At 29.3% G+C, this 19,297-nt stretch carries 15 protein-coding genes, 1 tRNA gene and 2 pseudogenes; 16 read left to right on the forward strand and 2 right to left on the reverse strand.

The window, feature by feature from the left end; genetic code table 4:
• The first annotated feature begins 321 nt into the window (after positions 1-321).
• The 7 genes and pseudogenes from ptsP (at position 322) to gatB (ending at position 9,924) form a co-directional block, all read left to right on the forward strand.
• Positions 322-2,056, forward strand: a pseudogene (ptsP, locus tag TS70_RS03060) (phosphoenolpyruvate--protein phosphotransferase).
• Between the two features lie 428 nt (positions 2,057-2,484).
• The gene (locus TS70_RS03070) at positions 2,485-2,967 is read left to right on the forward strand and encodes a PTS sugar transporter subunit IIA (protein ID WP_127093096.1); all 483 of its coding nucleotides are present in this window, start codon (positions 2,485-2,487) and stop codon (positions 2,965-2,967) included.
• Between the two features lie 113 nt (positions 2,968-3,080).
• Complete coding sequence (locus TS70_RS03075) at positions 3,081-4,703, forward strand: hypothetical protein (protein WP_198049379.1); 1,623 nt, start codon at positions 3,081-3,083, stop codon at positions 4,701-4,703.
• Between the two features lie 10 nt (positions 4,704-4,713).
• Positions 4,714-6,717: an NAD-dependent DNA ligase LigA gene (gene ligA, locus TS70_RS03080; protein WP_198049380.1), complete on the forward strand. Its 2,004-nt coding sequence runs from the start codon at positions 4,714-4,716 to the stop codon at positions 6,715-6,717.
• Between the two features lies 1 nt (position 6,718).
• The gene (gene gatC / locus TS70_RS03085) at positions 6,719-7,012 is read left to right on the forward strand and encodes an Asp-tRNA(Asn)/Glu-tRNA(Gln) amidotransferase subunit GatC (protein WP_040092493.1); all 294 of its coding nucleotides are present in this window, start codon (positions 6,719-6,721) and stop codon (positions 7,010-7,012) included.
• Position 7,013: 1 nt separating this feature from the next.
• On the forward strand, positions 7,014-8,489 hold the full coding sequence (locus tag TS70_RS03090; protein WP_040092494.1) for an amidase family protein: 1,476 nt from the start codon (positions 7,014-7,016) through the stop codon (positions 8,487-8,489).
• Positions 8,482-9,924 (forward strand): Asp-tRNA(Asn)/Glu-tRNA(Gln) amidotransferase subunit GatB, encoded by a 1,443-nt coding sequence (gatB, locus tag TS70_RS03095; RefSeq protein ID WP_198049381.1) that lies wholly within the window; start codon positions 8,482-8,484, stop codon positions 9,922-9,924. Before TS70_RS03090 ends, gatB begins: the two co-directional genes overlap by 8 nt.
• Before the next feature lie 10 nt (positions 9,925-9,934).
• On the opposite strand, the gene TS70_RS03100 is transcribed toward gatB, so the two are convergent.
• Positions 9,935-10,636 (reverse strand): potassium channel family protein, encoded by a 702-nt coding sequence (locus TS70_RS03100; RefSeq protein ID WP_127093084.1) that lies wholly within the window; start codon positions 10,634-10,636, stop codon positions 9,935-9,937.
• 104 nt (positions 10,637-10,740) lie between these two features.
• On the opposite strand from TS70_RS03100, the gene TS70_RS08460 reads away from it, so the two are divergent.
• The 9 genes from TS70_RS08460 to TS70_RS03145 all read left to right on the forward strand — a co-directional run bounded on the left by TS70_RS08460 (position 10,741) and on the right by TS70_RS03145 (position 18,889).
• Positions 10,741-12,315: a TrkH family potassium uptake protein gene (locus tag TS70_RS08460; protein WP_198049382.1), complete on the forward strand. Its 1,575-nt coding sequence runs from the start codon at positions 10,741-10,743 to the stop codon at positions 12,313-12,315.
• A 70-nt stretch (positions 12,316-12,385) separates the two neighbouring features.
• A tRNA-Ser gene (locus tag TS70_RS03110) sits at positions 12,386-12,476 on the forward strand.
• 114 nt (positions 12,477-12,590) lie between these two features.
• Positions 12,591-14,129, forward strand: a complete 1,539-nt coding sequence (gene cls, locus TS70_RS03115) for a cardiolipin synthase (protein WP_198049383.1) — start codon at positions 12,591-12,593, stop codon at positions 14,127-14,129.
• Between the two features lie 58 nt (positions 14,130-14,187).
• Positions 14,188-14,877 carry a hypothetical protein gene (locus TS70_RS03120; RefSeq protein ID WP_040092499.1) on the forward strand — a complete coding sequence of 230 codons (690 nt, stop codon included), beginning with the start codon at positions 14,188-14,190 and terminating at the stop codon, positions 14,875-14,877.
• 3 nt (positions 14,878-14,880) lie between these two features.
• Entirely contained in the window at positions 14,881-16,302 is a 1,422-nt protein-coding gene (proS, locus tag TS70_RS03125) for a proline--tRNA ligase (RefSeq protein WP_232332389.1), read from the forward strand.
• 54 nt (positions 16,303-16,356) lie between these two features.
• The gene (locus tag TS70_RS03130; protein WP_198049384.1) at positions 16,357-17,670 is read left to right on the forward strand and encodes a hypothetical protein; all 1,314 of its coding nucleotides are present in this window, start codon (positions 16,357-16,359) and stop codon (positions 17,668-17,670) included.
• Positions 17,651-18,082, forward strand: a complete 432-nt coding sequence (locus TS70_RS03135; protein WP_198049385.1) for a hypothetical protein — start codon at positions 17,651-17,653, stop codon at positions 18,080-18,082. Before TS70_RS03130 ends, TS70_RS03135 begins: the two co-directional genes overlap by 20 nt.
• Before the next feature lie 82 nt (positions 18,083-18,164).
• Positions 18,165-18,389 carry an acyl carrier protein gene (locus TS70_RS03140; protein WP_040092502.1) on the forward strand — a complete coding sequence of 75 codons (225 nt, stop codon included), beginning with the start codon at positions 18,165-18,167 and terminating at the stop codon, positions 18,387-18,389.
• 14 nt (positions 18,390-18,403) lie between these two features.
• Positions 18,404-18,889: a Fur family transcriptional regulator gene (locus TS70_RS03145; protein WP_198049386.1), complete on the forward strand. Its 486-nt coding sequence runs from the start codon at positions 18,404-18,406 to the stop codon at positions 18,887-18,889.
• Between the two features lie 221 nt (positions 18,890-19,110).
• Here TS70_RS03145 and TS70_RS03150 read toward each other — a convergent pair.
• Positions 19,111-19,297: pseudogene (locus TS70_RS03150) on the reverse strand (IS30 family transposase); the annotation flags it as partial.

Here is a 19,297-nt window from a genome sequence, read left to right on the forward strand (position 1 = left end):
TAATTTAAAAATGTACTTTGATTAATACAAAAATAAAAAAACTATATTAAATAATCCATATCATTATAACTCTTGCTGAATATATTTACAANAGAATAGAAAACAGGAAATGTGGGAGTGCCACACATCTAATAATTTAGTTTATAAGATTCGTGAGTTGGGGTATCATTTTAATTTTTAAATAATTTTTGATGAACTTTNCAAATTGTAATAAAAATAATAATTTGAGGATGAAAACTATGCTTAAATTACAGTAATTTTCCAATTTTCAGTATATAATAAAAATAGTTTTAGTAGAAAGAGAAGTGAGGAATTTTTATTATGTCAAAAAAACTGCACGGAATAGGTGCGAGTAATGGAATTGCAATTGCAAAAGTTTTTAAATTAGAAGAACNAAAATATGAGATTTCAAATAATACGGTTTNTGATTCAGCTAGTNAAATTAAGAGTTTAGAAACAGCAATGAAGAAGNCAAATGCTGATATTGAAAAATTACAAGAAATTGCCTTAGAAAAATTGGGAGCTGAGAAAGCGGCNATCTTCGAAGCCCATAGTCAGATTTTACAGGATCCAGCGATGATTGATGAAGCNAAAAAAATGATTAATAATGATAAAAACAATGCGGCGTATGCAATTCATACTGTTGCACAGAAATTTATTACAATATTTGCTGGAATGGAGGATCCATACTTTAAGGAAAGAGCAGCGGATATCAAAGATGTAACTGATCGGTTAATTAAATATATTTTAAATGTGCCGGTGTTAGATTTAGCAACAATTAATGAAGAAGTTATTATTGTCGCAGAAGATTTAACACCATCACAAACAGCGCAATTGGACCCTAAATTTGCAAAAGGATTTAGTTGTGATATNGGGGGGAAGAACTAGNCATGNTGCTATTATGGCTCGTAGTTTAGAAATTCCGGCANTGTTAGGCCTAAAAGATGTTACAAAACAGGCAAAACATAATGAAGCGATGATGATTAATGGAACAACTGGGGAGGTTATTTTAGCCCCATCAGCTGACGAGATTAAAACTTGAACCGCAGAACGAACAAAGTTTTTCCAATTGCAACAAGAATTATTAGCATTTAAAGATAANCCCACCGTATCAAAAGATGGATACCAAAAATTTGTTTTAGAAGGTAACATTGGGGCCCCAAAAGATGTTCAAGGGGTGTTAGATAATGGTGGCCAAGGAATTGGACTCTTTAGAAGTGAGTTCTTATATATGGATAATGATCATTTTCCAACGGAAGATGAACAATATAAAGCATATAAAGGCGTGTTAGAAGGAATGCAAAACCGACNAGTAATTATTCGTNCGTTGGATATTGGGGGAGATAAAAAACTATCATATTTTAAATTCCCAGAAGAAATGAATCCATTTTTAGGTTATCGTGCGATTCGATTATGTTTAGATAAAACGGATGTGTTTCGAACACAATTACGAGCTTTATTACGCGCGAGTGTCCACGGGAAACTTGGTATTATGTTCCCAATGATTGCTACAATTGATGAATTTAAAGCAGCAAAAGAAATTACATTAGAAGAAAAAGCAAATCTAATTAAAGCCGGACATCAAGTTGNGGATAATATTGAAATTGNAATGATGATGGAAATTCCATCAGCAGCTATGTTGGCGGACCAGTTTGCAAAACATGCTGATTTCTTTTCAATCGGAACAAACGATTTAATTNAATACACAATGGCAGCTGATCGGATGAGTCAATTTGTTGCTTATTTATATCAACCATATAATCCATCAATTTTACGTTTAATNAAAACAATTATTGATGGAGCTCATAAAGAAGGCAAATGAGTTGGAATGTGTGGTGAGATGGCGGGAGAAGAACAAGCAATTCCCCTTTTAATGGGAATGAAGTTAGATTACTTTTCAATGTCAGCAACAAGTATTTTAAATGCCCGTCNAGTTATTAGCAAATTAGAAGTTCCAGCGATGGAACAATTAGTGNCAAAAGCTCTAACTTGTCAAACCGCTGAAGAAGTATTAGCTTTAGTACAAAAAACAACAAAAAGTGCTTTAAATGTTTAAATTTTTGATAAAATAACACTATTAGTGTTANTTTTTTATTAAATAGGTGATTTTAATGTTTTATTTAAATGCGCAAGCAAGTAATATTCCAGTATCAGTCTTAATTGTTTTGGTTGTATTGTTTACATTGTTATCAATTGCAAGTGGTGGTTGATGGTGANGANAGTCACGGAAAGCTCGTCAAAATTCACATAATGATGACTTTACAACCAAACAAAAATTAACAATTCGGGCTGCTTTTCGAAAAAATAAATATTTAATTCTTTTTTTATGTTGTGTTTTTTGTTTAATTNGTTTAATCTTAGTTTTAGTTAATCAACTAGCTGATTTTCCCTTGTTTTAAAAATAGCAAGTAAATTTAATTAATTTATAGTATACTAATTATATATAACAGCAGTGTCTGATTAAAAGAATAAGGAGAAGAAATGATGGGATTGTTTAGTAAAAAATCAAAAGAACTTGAAATTATTGCCCCAGTGGATGGTGAGATTATTGCCTTAGATAAAGTTGAGGATGAAGTATTTTCACAAAAAATGTTAGGTGATGGTTTAGCAATTAAACCAAGTGCAGGAAACTTTGTTGCCCCAGTGGCGGGAAAATTAATTACTGTTTTTCCAACAGGGCATGCTTATGGAATTAAAAGTAATATTGGTGTTGAAATGTTATTACACATCGGAATGGATACTGTTTCATTAGATGGTAAAGGATTTGATATTAAAGTGAAACAAGATGATAATGTAAAACAAGGCGACTTGTTATGTGAAGTTGATTTAGCTGTTTTAAAAGCAGAGAAAGTACCAAGTTTAGATACACCAATTGTGTTTACACCAGAAACAATGAGTGGTAGAACAATTACCATTGTTAAAGAAGGAAAAGTAAAACAAGGGGAAGTTATTGCTATTATCAAATAGGAAATAAGCTAAATAATAAGTGATTTTATAATTAAAAATCACTTTTATTTTTGGAAGATCCCTAATATTTTGCCGCGTTTTTGCTATAATTGTTAAGAAGAGGAGAAGATGAAATGACAAAAATAGTTTTAATTGCGATTGCCTTTTTTCTATATTATTATTGAGTTTTTTCTTCCACAGGAGCAATTTTAGCAGAAGTTTTAAAGATTCGAACTAAGAACATTTATTTTGGGATGATTATGGGTTTTTTCTTTTATTTTGCTGTAATTTCTTTTTTATTGATTCCGTTAGAATTAATTACTGATTTACGCTATATCATTTTAGTTTATTCGTTATTATCCATTAATATTTTATATTCATTATTTTTATTATTATTTATTCGTTATTGGTTTAACATTAATTTATGAGATTGAAATCATGCCATTTTCTTTGTGGCATTTGGAGTCTTTATGGTTTTATATTATTTAAAAAATTATTTTATTTCACCGTCGGAATTAAACATTACTAATACGTATATTTTAAGTTTTTATCAGTATGATTCTGTTGATAATAATATTATTTTTAAATTAAATCCGGATGTTATTGTTGGAAATGCTCGTGCTTTAGCTTCACTTTCGTGATTTACTAATGTTTCAGTGTGATTTGTAATGACAGGAATTGATCCAAGTGAAATTATTTGAAATTTATTAAATATTTTAGATGCAATGTTATTTGCTTCGATTTTTGTAACATTATTAAGTAACTTTGCTAATAAAAAAAGTAATCGTTTCTTAATTGGATTATTATCTTTGCTAGTTTTATCAGCATCAAAATTATTAATTTATTATTTTGGTTATGATTCATGACATCCGCAAAATATGTTAACAAGTCTGTTCTTTGTAACATTTATCTTAATGACAATTTATACTAATGAAGAATATCGTAGTCGTAATATGCCATGAATTATTGGAATTATTTTTTCAAGTTATATTACTTTTGAATGAGATGCGTCCTATATTATGTTATTTATTATTTATGTTTCAACATGGATTACGATGCTAAAATATCAAACTAATTTCTTAAAAGATATGGTTAAGTTCACTTTATTTCCAACATTATGTTTTATTTTTTATAATGCTCAAATCAAAAACTTCTTATTAATTTTTATTTTCTTAGGGTTATTTTTATTAATGTTAATTTTATCAATCTTATTATATCGAAATTATTCTCGTGTTCATGATATTGAGTTGATGATGTATGTTGGTCGCAAGAAATTATTGTTTGTGGTGCCGTTTATTTTCACTTTAATTTCAGTTGTTGTTTTAGCAACGGGGGAAAATAATTTGAACTTTTGAACGTTAGAAAATATTGCTTCGGCATTATATGTTCAGTTAGAACTTATGCGCTTTCAACCATGAACGAATATTGTTTTCTTAATCATTTCCTTTGTTTTCTTGGGGTTAGCGCTAATTTGATTATTGTTTTTTGAACAAATCCCAAATTTTGCGGCAAAAACACCAATTAATATGTTATCTCTTTTAACAGTAACGTTTTTCAATCCATTAGTGGGACGTTTTCTAATTTTAATTTTTAATGAACAAGCGTTATTAAACAATGCTACGGTCTTCATTGTTGCATTATTAGTTGCCTTAAATATTAGTGTTTATGCCCTACGTATTAAGCCCTTTAAAAAGTGACATTTGAAAAAGCCAACTATGCCACCCCACAATAAGCAGAAATTAAGAGCAATGAAATAAGGAGGAAATTATGAATTTTGAAGCAGCAAAAAAACGAAGTTTAGTGCTAAGAGAACAGTTGGATAAATGAAATTATGAGTACTATGTTAATGATGCCCCGAGTGTTAGTGACCAAGAATATGATCGGGCAATGCAAGAATTAATCGCAATTGAACAACAATATAGTGAATTGATTACAATTGATTCACCAACCCAACGGGTTTCGGGTCAAATTAGTAAAAAATTTAATAAATATGTCCATAATACACCAATGTTAAGTTTGGCAAATGCTTTTAATTATGATGATTTAATTCATTTTGATGAACAAATTAAAGAGTTGACGGGGTTATCAGAAGTTGAATATACGTGTGAGTTAAAAATTGATGGATTATCAATTTCACTGGTTTATGAAAATCATTTATTAATAATGGGCGCTACACGAGGTGATGGTGTGATTGGTGAAGATGTTACTGTTAATATTAAAAAAATAAAATCAGTACCACTACGAATTGATCACCCAAATTTAACTGTTCGGGGGGAAGTTTATTTGTCATTGGAAGAATTTAACAAAATTAACGATGAACGAATTAAACTTGGTGAACCAGAATTTGCTAATCCTCGTAATGCTGCTGCTGGAACATTACGTCAATTGGATTCAACAATTGTGGCAAAACGAAATTTAAATGCTTTTTTATATTATTATGTTAATGCCCTAGGCGATGAAATTCAAACTCAATATGATTCATTGCAACGTTTAGAACAATTAAAATTTAAAACAAATCCAGAATATCGTTATTGTTCAAATATTGCTGCTGTTTGAGCATATATCCAAGAATATGAACCAAAACGTCATCAGTTAGGATATGAAATTGATGGAATTGTCATTAAAGTAAATAATTTAAGTCTATATAATCGAATTGGTTATACTGCAAAAAACCCAAAATGAGCGATTGCTTATAAATTTCCAGCAGAAGTAGTGGTTACAAAATTACTTAATATTTTTCCATCTGTTGGGCGAACAGGGCGGATTACTTATAATGCTGTGTTAGAACCAGTTCGTATTGCGGGGACAATTGTTCGTGCAGCAACCTTACATAATGCTGATTTTATTACTGAACGTGATATTCGAATTGGCGATGATGTCCAAGTTAAAAAAGCGGGTGATATCATTCCCGAGGTTATTAATTATGTTGTTGAGCGTCGTCAGCAAAAAGCGAAAAAATGACAAGAAGCAACGCATTGCCCCGAGTGTCAGTCTTTATTAGAACGAGTAACGGGGGAAGTCGATCAATATTGTATTAACTCAGTTTGCCCAAAGAAAATCACGCGGGGATTAGAACATTATTGTTCTCGTAACGCAATGAATATTGAAGGGGTTAGTGAAAAAAATATTGAACGATTATATAAAATAGGATATTTAAAGAGTTTTAGTGATTTATATCAATTATCACAATATCGTGCGGAAATTATTCAATTAGAAAACTTTGGGGAAAAATCTTTTGAAAATATGATTACTTCAATTAATAATTCAAAACAAAATTCATTAGAACGATTATTATTTGGATTAGGAATTCGTCATGTTGGCCAAAAAACAGCAAAATTATTAGCGCGACAATTTAAAACAATAGCAGAATTAGCTGCAATGAATATTGAACAATTATCAGTTATTAATGATGTTGGCCCAATTGTTGCAGCTAGTGTTGTTGATTATTTTGCTATTGTAGCAAATCAACAAGAAATTGCTTTGTTACAGCAACAAGGGATTAATATGACATATCTTGTTACTAATCAAACATTGTCACAAAAATTTGAAAATTATCGTTTTGTTATTACTGGTATTTTATCAAAACCACGAGAATATTTTAAAGAGTTAATTGAAAGTTATGGTGGTCAAACTTCAGATAGTGTTAGTGCTAAAACAACTTATTTGTTAGCTGGTAGTGATGCAGGTAGTAAATTAGTAAAAGCACAAAAATTAAATGTTAAAATTATTAATGAGGAAGAATTTAATAATTTATTAATAAAGGAGGAATAATATGGCAAGAATTACAAAAGAGGACTTACATTTATTAGCAAATAATATTATGTTGGATTTAAAAGATGAAGAGTTAACAAATTTGAGTAAAGAGTTTGATGTTATTTTACAACAAATGGATTTAGTGCAAAAAATTAATACAACGAATGTTCATTCAATGCATTTTCCGTTTGAATTAACGGTTGATTATTTACGTGAAGACGATGCAGCCGTTGTTTCTTCTCAGGCAGAAATTTTAGCAGCAGCTCCAAAAACAATGGATGATTATATCGTAATTAATAAGGTGGTTAAATAGTATGACATATTATTCAATTAAAGAATTACATCAACTTTTGATAACTAAAAAAATTACGCCATCACAAATTGTTAAGGAAGCTTTTGCTAATTTAGCGAAGCATCAAGTTTTAAATGCAACCGTAACTGAATTAACAACAGCAGCAACAGCTTTAGCGTTAGAACTAGATCAAGTCCCCGTATCAACAAATAATTATTTATTTGCTTTACCATATTTTGCAAAAGATAATTTTGCAACAAAAGGGGTTAAAACAACAGCAAGTTCAAAAATTTTAGAAAATTTTGTACCCACTTATGAATCAACAGTAACTAATATTTTAAAACAAAATAATAGTATTTTGTTAGGGAAAAGTGCTTTAGATGAACTTGGAATGGGGGGGCATGGATTATATGCTTTAACTGGTGATGTTTTAAATCCATGAGATTTAACCCGCATTACAGGGGGGTCATCATCAGGTTCAGCAGCATTAGTTGCTGCTGGCGTGGTACCTTTTGCTTTAGGAACAGATACTGGTGATTCGGTTCGTAAACCAGCAGGTTACTGTGGAATTATTGGTTTTAAACCAACTTATGGTTTAATTTCGCGGTATGGTGTTTTTCCTTATGCGCCATCGTTAGATACCGTGGGTTATTTTACTCGTACGGTGGAAGATAGTGCCATTGTTTTTGATTATTTAGCACAAGAAGATCACCAAGATGCTACTTCATTAAAAAGTAAGGAACAAAATTATTTTAAAAATTTATCATCAGTAGTTAAAAACCAAAAATTTGCTTATTTAAAAAATGCTCATTCAGCTTTACCTGCTGAAATCAAAACACATTTTGATAGTTTATATACGCAATTAACAGCGCAAGGAGGAATTAAGGTTACTGCAATTGATTTTCCCGAAGACTTGCTAAAGGCATTGTTACCAGTTTATATGGTAATTTCTTTTGCTGAAGCAGTAAGCAGTCATTCCATGCTGGATGGAATCAACTTTGGAACACGAGTTGATGGAGATAGTTACGAAGCAGTAATGATGAATTCACGAACAGCAGGATTTGGTCATGTTGTGAAGCGTCGTTATGTCATTGGTTCGTATGCTTTATCAAAAGAAAACCAAACGCTGTTATTCTTAAAAGCAAAACGAGTTCGCCAGTTAATTGTTGATGCTTTAACGACGGTTTTTAAGGACTATGATATTTTATTATTACCAACAGCATCAACTGTTGCTCCAAAAATTAGTGATATTAAAGATCAAATTTTAACCGAAGCAGAATTAGAAAATTATGTTGATGATTTATTGGTTTTAGGTAATTTGATGGGAAATCCTTCTTTAACATTACCGCTTGCTTTTGTTGATAATATGCCAATTGGGATTAATGTTAATGCAGCTCCTTTTGCAGACCAAAAGGTCTTTAATGCTAGTTTACTAATTGAAGAAATAATTGGCATTAAGAATAGAGTTGCTCCAGAGGGAGGAAAAAACAATGGTTAATTTTGAAGTAATAATTGGAATTGAAAATCATGTGGAATTAAAAACAAAAACAAAAATGTTTTCACTAGGACTTGTTACTTATGGTGCTAAACCCAATAGTATGGTTAACGTAATGGATGCTGGTTATCCTGGGGTAATGCCAGTGGTTAATAAAAAAGGAGTTGAATTAGCATTGCTTGCTTGTCAAGCACTTAATCTAACGATTGATCCAATTATTCAATTTGATCGAAAAAACTATTATTATCCTGATTTAGCAAAAGGATTTCAAATTACTCAACAATATTATCCAATTGGACGCAATGGGCATTTAACAATTATTGATGAAAATGGTAAACCATTGGAAATTGCGATTGAACGTTTACACATTGAAGAAGATACGGCAAAGCAATTACATGAGGATTTTGGGACCTTATTAGACTATAATCGTGCTGGAATTGGTTTAATTGAGATTGTTACCCACCCAATGTTACGATCAGCATTTCAAGTTCGAAAGTATTTAGAAGCGCTACGAGAAATTTTAGTTTATACCCAAGTTAGTGATGCCAAAATGAACGAAGGTTCGCTTCGTTGTGATGTTAATATTTCATTACGCCCGGTTGGTATTTCAACCTTTGGAAATAAAGTGGAGTTAAAAAATTTAAATTCAATTTCTAATGTTGAAAAAGCAATTGAATATGAAATTAAACGACAAACTGAAATTTTATTAATGGGTCAAACAGTTGAACAAGAAACCCGCCGTTTTGATGAAAAAACTAAAACAACTGTTTTAATGCGGAAAAAAACAGACGCGACTGATTATAAGTATTTTTCAGAGCCAAATATTTTTCCAATTCAATTATCACCAACTTGAATTAAAACGGTCTTAGATAAGATGCCAGAACTACCAGCAGCAATTCGTCAGCGTTATTTAACGAAATTAAATTTAAAAGCGGTTGATGTTGATATTATCTTACAAGATTATGATTTAATGACTTTTTTTGAAGCAGCAATTAAGTTATCATCACAATATGAAACAATTGTTCATTATTTGATTGGTGATGTTACCGCTTATTTAAATCAAAAAAATGTAACATTAGGTGAAACAGCATTAACACCGCAAAATTTAGTAGCAATGATTGAATTAATTACTAAGAACGTAATTTCTACTAAACAAGCAAAAATAGTTTTACAACGAATTTTAACAGAGGATTATCCCCCAGCAAAAATTGTTGTTGATTTAGGATTAAAACAAGTTAGTGATCCAGCTGAAATCAAAGCAATTATTGAACCAGTTTTTGACAGTAATTTAGCCATGTTAGAACAGTATGACCAACGGCCAGAACGTGTTGTTAAGTTCTTTATGGGAGAATTAATGAAGTTAACAAAAGGGCAAGTTGCCCCAGAAATTGGGCAACAAGTAGTTCTCGCCTTAATTACAGCAAAACAAACAAAATAAAAAAAGATGGTTATTTACCATCTTTTTCATATTCATGATCAATTTTTTGCAGTTTAATGGTTAAATCATTAATTGCACTAATTTTAGCAATAAATAATAATTCATCGTCTAACTTGATTGAATCAACATCCCCTGGTAAAATAACTCGTCCTTTGCGTTTAACATAAACAATATTGTAATCTTTATTATTAATAAAACGTAAGTCAGATAGTGATTGCCCTTCAATACTTGGGTCAGTTACTTGGATTGTTAATGATGCATAGTTTTCATCAACTGTTTGGATCTCAATTTCAATATCAAACATTGCTTTAGTTGCAGTAATGCTTCCAGCCATAGTATCAGGTTGGACAATATTAGTAATTCCTAGTGCTTTTAAAATTCGTGTATGACGAATATCTTTTGATTTTGCAATGATATTTGTAATACCAATATCTTGTAAACCAATGATTGTTAAAACACTAGCTTCAATATTACTTGCCATCGTAACTATTATTGTATCGTATTGGTCTAATCCTTGCTCAATTAAATTTGCTTTAACCGTTGAATCTAATGCAACACCATCAACTTGGTCATAACTAGCAATCATATTATTAACTTTGGCTTGATCAACATCAAAAACCATAATATGTTGTTTTCTTACAATTAATGTTTCAATAATTGAACGACCAAAGTTATTTAGTCCAATAATTGCAAAACTTTTTCTTCGTGCCATTGAATGCTTCTCCCTTATTGCAATTTTAATTATACTATTTTTTTTATTATTAGCAATAATTAGTACTTGTAGTATATAATATTAATGAAAGAGGGGCGTAAAGGGTGTTTTCTCAGTTATATTTTAAAAGAAAAAACGATAGTAAGCGGCAACGTAATAATGGGCCAGGAGCACCATTAACACGTCGTCGCCATTGGTTACCTTTCTCAAAGATAGCGGGAAAATTATTTTTAGTTTATATTTTAATTGTTTTTTTAGGGGGATTGTTGTTATCAATTCCAGGTTTTGTTAATAATGTTAATCGGGTGGTTAGTGATGGATATGGAAAAGTTTTAGGAACCTATAATTTTTCATGAAATTATTTAGTAGGATTATTTACTGCTTCAAGTGCTTTTTCTGATACCGGAATTACGATTAGTAATCCGGCGGCTGATTATAGTTTTTTGGGGCAGTTAATAATTTTAATCCTAATCCAAACTGGTGGTTTTGGGATTGTAACTTTTAAAATTATGATTTTTGTGTGATTAGGACGCCGCATTTCAATTAAAGACAAAATGTTGGTGCAAGGAGAACGTGGAAGTAGTAATTTTGGTCACACTGTTGATTTAATTAAAAATAGTTTTATTTTTTTAATTATTTTAGAATGCTTTGGAGCCATTTTATTATTTTGTAACTTTTATTTTTCATCAGCATCAATTGAAGGAAAAGATATGATTGATAATGTAACCTACCATAATTTTTGACGAAGTTTATGAAGTGGGATTTTTCACTCAATATCTTCTATTAATAATGCGGGATTTGATATTATTGGAAATTCATCATTAATGCCTTACAATAGCAATTATTTTATGCAATTTGTCTTTATGTTTCAGTTTGTTATTGGGGGCTTAGGTTTTCCAACTTTTTATGATTTAAAACGTAAGTTTGTAGCTTGGCGACGCAAAGAACATGCTAAATTTACTTTATTTACAAAAATTAATTTAATTACTTATGTTGGATTATCAATTGCGGGCGTTTTTAGTGTTTGATTAATTGAATTTACTAATCTTAATGCAATAGCGAGTCCAAATGGACCATATATTGAAAGCATTTTACGAAATTCAACGTCCAATTGAAATGGGTTTATGAACATTTTCTTTAATACAATGTCAACTAGAAATGCTGGTTATTCAACAGTTGATATGAGTAAATTCCTGCCGGGGTCACGAATTGTGATGTCAGTTATGATGTTTATTGGGTCAGCGCCATCATCAACGGCGGGAGGAATTCGAACAACAACTTTGGCCATTATTATTATTACAATTTGATCTATTGTTCGAAATAATAATAGTGTCAATGTTTTTAAACGGAAAATTCCAAATGAAACCGTCAAACGAGCATTAGTTGTAACAACAATTTCCGGAGCGCTAATTATGGGAGCTATTATTTGTATTAGTGCTGAAAATCCTAATATTGATGTTTTAAATGCCTTTTTTACAATTTGTAGTGCGTTTGGGACAACGGGATTAAGTACCTTAAGTTTTCTGGAGTTATATAATTTAGGGGTTTTAAGTATGTTAGTTTTAATTTTATTAATGTTTATTGGACAATTGGGAGTTTCATCAACATTATTAGTTTCAATTCGTGGAACTGGCGAAAAAGAGTATAGTTATGTTGAAGAAAATATTTTAATTGGTTAGTTTTTTAAAAAATAACTATTTTCACTTGTTTAAAATGATATCTTTTGTATAATATATAAGATATCGATTTGGAACAGTACTCAAGTTGGTGAAGAGGGCACCCTGCTAAGGTGTTAGGTCGGGTAACTGGCGCGAGAGTTCGAGTCTCTCCTGTTCCGCCATTAATTATTGATTTTAAACTAAAAAGAAACAAAAAAGAGTTATAATATCTATAACTCTTTTTAAATTATTGGTATAATATGCGTATTAAGATTGTGCAATAAAGGGGAAACATAATGAAAAATTGATTAAAAATTATTTTATCAATGATTTTTTTATTTGGAATGGCAATTATGGGTTTAATTGTGGTAGTTGTTATTTTTAATTTCAAGTTTTTATATATTTTTTTAGCAATTGTTATTATTGATTTAATTTTTTCATTCTTTTTCTTCTTTTCAAAGCGACGTTATGAAGTTAAATTTTCTTGAATTATTTTTATTAATTTTGTTCCTTTTATTGGCTTGTGTTCTTATGTTTTTTTTGGTCGAAAATATCACTATTCAAATAAAAAATCATTATTATATAATCATTTAAATAAATTAGAATATGATACTTATATTAAAAAAAATAAAAAGTGTTTAACTGAATATACTAGTCCGAACCAAAAATTTGGTAATGTTGTTGAATTATTAATGCATAATGCTAATAAAGCAATATATCAAAATAATAAAATTGAAATTTTAACAAATGGAACCCGCGTTTTCAAATCGTTGCTAACGGATTTGCAACAAGCTCAAGAATATATTTTGTTAACTTATTTTATTGTTGCTGATGGTGAACTATTTGAATCATTTTTAGCGGTTTTAAAAGAACGCATTACGGCGGGAGTCCGTGTTTATATGATTTATGATCATGTTGGTAGTTATTTTAAAATTAGTAAAAAAAGCATTAAAAAATTAATGAAAGCAGGGGTTCGAATTCATAAGTATTTACCAATTATTACACCCTTTATTAGTGGGAATGCAAATTATCGTAATCATCGAAAAGATGTTATTATTGATGGTTTAATTGGCTATACAGGAGGAATTAATTTAGCTGATTTATATGCTGATCAATCATGAAAATTTGGAATCTTTCATGACACACAAGTCCGCATTGAAGGCGAAGCTGTTCGTGGTTTAGAAGTTATTTTTGCAGATGATTGGTATTTTGCCACAAAACGCCATGAAAAAATTACTGAATTAGAACCAAGTGTTTTGGCGATGAAAAAATATAATATTAGTGGAAAATCACATTTACAAATTGTTAATCATAGTCCTAGTGTTGATCATTCAATTACCGAAGATTTATATATTGAGTTAATTAATAAAGCACGGAAAAGAATTTGATTATCAACACCGTATTTTATTCCCCCGAATGAAGTTATTCAAGCTTTAATTTTAGCAGCTCGTGCTGGAGTAGATGTTCGTTTAACAATTCCTGGTTTAACAGATAAAATCTTTGTGTTAGACTTAACCAAAAGTTATTGTAAAGATTTAATTGCAAGTGGTGTTAAAATTTATGAAATGAATAATATGTTTAATCATAATAAAATTGCCATTTTTGATGATGAAGTTGCTGTGATTGGAACATGTAATTTAGATTATCGTAGTTTCTTTTCTGATCACCAAACAACAGCGGTTATTTATGACCCAGCAGTTGTAACAAGTTTTATACCACGCTGAGAATGAGATTATAAGCATGCTATTTTATGATATGAATGACCAATTAAATATAAGCCATTAAGTTATCGGTTATTACTAACATGTTTAAAATTAGTTGCACCAATCTTATAAGTTGTGGAAAAATCAAGTATAATTTTTTTGTATAATTATTATTTGAGGAGGATTAACGATGTTATTTAATAAGTTAAAAAAGAAAGACGAGCAAGATACCGCACCAGAAGATAAAAAATCAAAAAAACGAAATTTATTACAAGAAGAATTATCAGAACCAGATAATTTAGAAACCAGTCTATTTGAAGATGATGAGAACGAAGGTAAGATTAAAACTGGTTTTAGTTTTAAACGACGTAAAACACATAAAATCATTAAAGAACTAAATCGACAACGCATTAAATCGTTATTATTTTATACTGATACTAGTAATGTTTTGCGGCAATTAGAATTTGGTTTACAACCAGTTCAAAATATTCATTTAGCAAAAGAAAGTGAGTACATTGTTTGGACTTATTTAGAAAAACCTGATCATCTAGAATTTGAATTAGATAACTCTACACGTCATTATTTTTGAAGTTGAGTGGCAGAACAAAAAGTTGATCCATCTCAAATTGCTGTTATTGCAATTGACATTAAAAAACTCTTTGCTTTAACAAAGAAAGATTGGGAATATGATGATGTTACTCGGCGAATAAGAATTTTTGAAGATGTTAACCCGGAAGCTATTCGTTGAATTTTAATGAAAAATAATCAGTATTTAAATCGAATTCAAACTTATGTTGAAAGCAATCGTTTAAACCTTAAAATTTTCCAAGGTGAAAAAGGGAATATTTCTGATCTTTTAACAGAAAATAGAAAGAAGTAAATCATGAAGAAAAAGTTAGAGAAAATTACACCACGAGAAGTTGATTTTGCCCAGTGATATACCGATATTGTTTTAAATGCTGATTTAATTAGTTATGGGACTGTTAAAGGAACAATGATTTTTAAACCGTATGGTTATGCCATTTGAGAAAATATCCAAAAATTTTTAGATGTAGAATTTAAGCGAGTTGGTGTCAAAAACGTTTATTTTCCGTTGTTAATTCCGAAAACTCTTTTTAATAAAGAAAAAGACCACATCGAAGGTTTTTCACCTGAAATTGCAACTGTTACAAAGGTTGGTGATAAAGTTTTAGATGAAGAACTTTATATTCGACCAACATCAGAAGTTTTATTTGGAACTTTCTTTAGTAAAGAAATTCAGGGTTATCGTGATTTGCCTTTGTTATATAACCAATGAGTAAATGTTCTACGGTGAGAAAAAACAACCCGCCCTTTTTTACGAACTAGTGAATTTTTATGACAAGAAGGACATACAATTCATGCAACAAGCCAAGAAGCACGGGATTTTACTTTAAAAATTTTAGATATTTATGCTGAATTTGCACAGAAAAAATTATTATTACCAGTTATTAAAGGACAAAAAACAGCGCGCGAAAAATTTGCTGGGGCAGAAGAGACATATACAATTGAATCATTAATGTATGATGGCCAAGCCCTACAATGTGGAACTAGTCATTATTTTGGTCAAAATTTTTCAAAAGCTTTTGATATTAAATTTGCAAATCAACAAAATGAATTAGAAAATGCTTATTCAACATCATGGGGGGTTTCGACCCGTTTAATAGGGGGAATCATTATGACACATAGTGATGATAATGGTCTTGTTTTGCCACCAGCCATTGCCCCAACACAAATTATGATTTTGCCAATTAGCAATGAACAGCAACAATTACAAGTTGTTCAAAAGTTACAAGTTGAATTACAAGAATATCGTTGTGAAATTGACGAATCAGATAAAAGTTTTGGTTTTCGTGTTGCAAATACTGAAATTAAAGGGATTCCATTGCGAATTGAGGTAGGACCTCGTGATTTAGAACAAAACCAAGTTATGATTGCTCGTCGTGATACTTTTGAAAAAATTTCAGTGCCATTAATGGCGGTAAAAGAAACTGTTGCAAAGTTATTATCTGAGATTGCAGCAAACTTATATCAAAGAACATTAGATAATCGCCAACAACGGACACAAAAAATTACAACTTATAATGATTATTTAAAAGCATTAGCAAAGGGAAACGGTTTATTTTTAGTACCTTTCTGTGGACGCATTGAATGTGAAGATGTTATTAAAGCGGAAACACAAACAACATCACGTTGTATTCCTTTTGATGTAAAACCACAAAAAACAGTTTGCTTTCACTGTGGTCAAACAGCAACTAATTTAGTTTATTTTGCGCGTGCTTATTAATTTCAAGGAAACCTCTTTAATTTTTGGTAAATGCTAATTAAGGAGGTTTTTAATTTGTTTGGTGAAAATTTTCTTAATCAACCATTGGCAGTCTTTAATTTATTTCAATTTGCTCCTAACAATAAAATTAGTTTAGCATTAGATTTAACTATTCCTTTATTTAGTTTTGATAACGGTGATAATAATCAAGCCTATGCTTTTTATATTCGTCCAAATATTGGTAATATTAAACCTTGGTTTACTGAGAATGGTCAAACAACAATAGCTTATCAAGTTGATCGTAAGCAACCAAGTAATATTGCTAATATTCTTCAAAAGCATTTTTTTCAATTCAATTATAGTTTTTCAATGTTAGAAATATATTGAAATTTTAATAATAAAAAAAATTGTAAAATAACCATCCAATTACAAGCGGGGTATAGTCAAGCAGTCTTGCAAATTTCTGGAACTAAAGTTGAATATTCAAATTGAGGAAAAGTTATTGTGCCAGGACAATGTCTTGATGAAGATAAAATTAATAAAGTTAGTCTTGTTATTAGTGTTCCCAATCTAAGAAGTGATGTTTTAATAACAAAAAATTCTTATCAGGAACTTTATTTAAATTTTAACAATAAAAAATTAACTTATAACCAGACAGCCAAAACAATAGGAGTTATTCAGTATAAAAATTATGATGAAAAAAAGAAACAGTTTCAAACTTTACAAAATGTTTTTGAGCATTACTTTGAATTTATTACAATTTTACCTCGTGATGAACAAATAAGTTCATTATTTTCTTTACGTAGTTTTAGTTCTTTTTATTCTAATTATGTATTAAATTTTCCAATTGATTTTTATACAAAAATAACAAAGTTATGAACATTCTTTAATAATCGTTATTTGTTGATTCCAACAGTAGCAACAATAATTAGTAAAGAAACAAAATATAATTTTAAATCATCAAATGGTTATTTAAAATATAATTCAGAGCAAAAATTATATGAACATTTTTTTGGTGATAATACAATTTATAGTCAAACTAAAAATCAAATTGAAATTGCAGTAAATGATAATTTTTCTGCTAAAAAATTTTTGGTCCATCCGTTTTTGCAACAAACAAAAGTAACTTTCATTACGCAATTAAAAGGATTTAATATTAATTTTACCCAACAGCTTATTTTCAAACCAATTATTACTAGTCCAAATGTTAACACTAATTTTATTCCAGCAGTTAATTGATTTGATAATTTAGCAATAACATATTATATTTGTACCCAGAAATTAGCAAACTATTATAATAAAGAATTTAACCAAGAATTATTTGCTCAATTTGAATTTAATTTTTTATTGATCGAAAAGATCGTTAACAATGAAAAAAGTTTTTACTAGGAGAGCTATTATTATTCTTGGTTTTTTATTACCAATTGTTATTTTTTTAAGTGTTATTTTTGTTTTTATTTATAAAAATGTTTTAATTAGTAATAATAAACCTAATCCTAAATTACAAGTTTTTAATAAAGAGGGTGAAGCAATATTAGAACCAAGTTTTAATAAGATATTAGATTCTAAACGCTTACGATTAAAAATTAATTATGTCTATGGTGAATATTATTTCAATAATGAACAATTTCATCATTATTTTTTAAAACGGTGAATTTCCCAAATGGTTTTATTTCAACCACCTACTAGTTATCTTAGTTTTTATTATAGTAATGAACAACTTGCTTATTCGAAATTAATTTTAATTTACCATTATTATAATGAGCAACAATTATATCAAGTTTGAAAAATAACTCTTTAGAAGGGGTTAACAGAGAGTCTATTATTTTATTGTTAAACTTGATATAATAATACAGACAAAAAGAGAAGGTGAGAGATTTTAAATGGACGTGTTAAATGAAGTTAAAAAAGTTTTAAAAGAACATGGTGTTTCAAAACAAGTTGATTTAAACACAGAATTTAAATCAATAGGGTTAGATTCATTAGATTTGATGGATTTAGTAATTGAAGCTGAAAAAAAAATTGGAATACAAATACCAGATGATAAATTAATGGATATTAAAACAGTAGCAGATTTAGTTAAAATTATTGAAGAAATTAAAAAATAAAGGAGCTGGCAAAGATGGCATTATCATATGAAAACATTGTGCAGTTATTAAAAAACAAAAATTATCGAATTACCGAAATTAGATTGGCAGTTATTAAAATTTTAACAGAAAAACAACACTTAACTTTATCAGAAATTGTTGAGTTGTTAGAACAAGAATTTAAAAATGTTAATCTAATGTCAGTTTACAACACAATCGACCTCTTAATTAGTGAGCATGTTGTTTTTACCAATTCGTTTGATGGTAAGCAAATTTGATATGATTTAGCTGAAAATCCATCATTCCATATGGTTTGTGATATCTGTAAAAATGTTGTTCATATTAAGGATTCAAAAATTTTACAAGAAATTAAGTTAGATAACTTAAAAGAAGTGATGCAAAATATTAATTGAGAGCCAGTTCACTTTAAAATTGAAGGACATGGAATTTGTGATCAATGCCGTAACAAAAAAAATGAACATCTTAATTTTGACGAAAATTTTAATGATGACAACGAATAAAATAAAAATTACCATAAACTTTTTTAAAGCAAGGTAATTTTTTTATTTTGAAATGTAAAGTAAAGATGCAAGTAGGATTTTTAACCCTTATTAAGTCAATAATATATTTTTTATTAAAAATTGCAACTATTTTTTTAAAAAAAATATTTTTTTTAAATTATATAGTTATTTCAGCATCACAAAAAATGATTTTTGTTAAAAATCTAAAATTAATAATTTAATTACTGAATATTTTGTAAAAATGCCTCTTTGGAGGACAATCAACCTAAACTCGGTCGTGGTTTTTCATTAATAATTTTCATAACTTTATTAATTTCTTTTTGAGTAATTTGATTAAAATCAGTTCCCTTAAGAAGATATTCTCTAATATCTCTATTCATTCTTTCAACTTTAGGTTTTTGTGTAGGA

The organism is Spiroplasma sp. hyd1, assembly GCF_016082235.1.
In the GTDB taxonomy this organism is placed as follows: Bacteria; Bacillota_I; Bacilli_A; order Mycoplasmatales; family Mycoplasmataceae; genus Spiroplasma; species Spiroplasma poulsonii.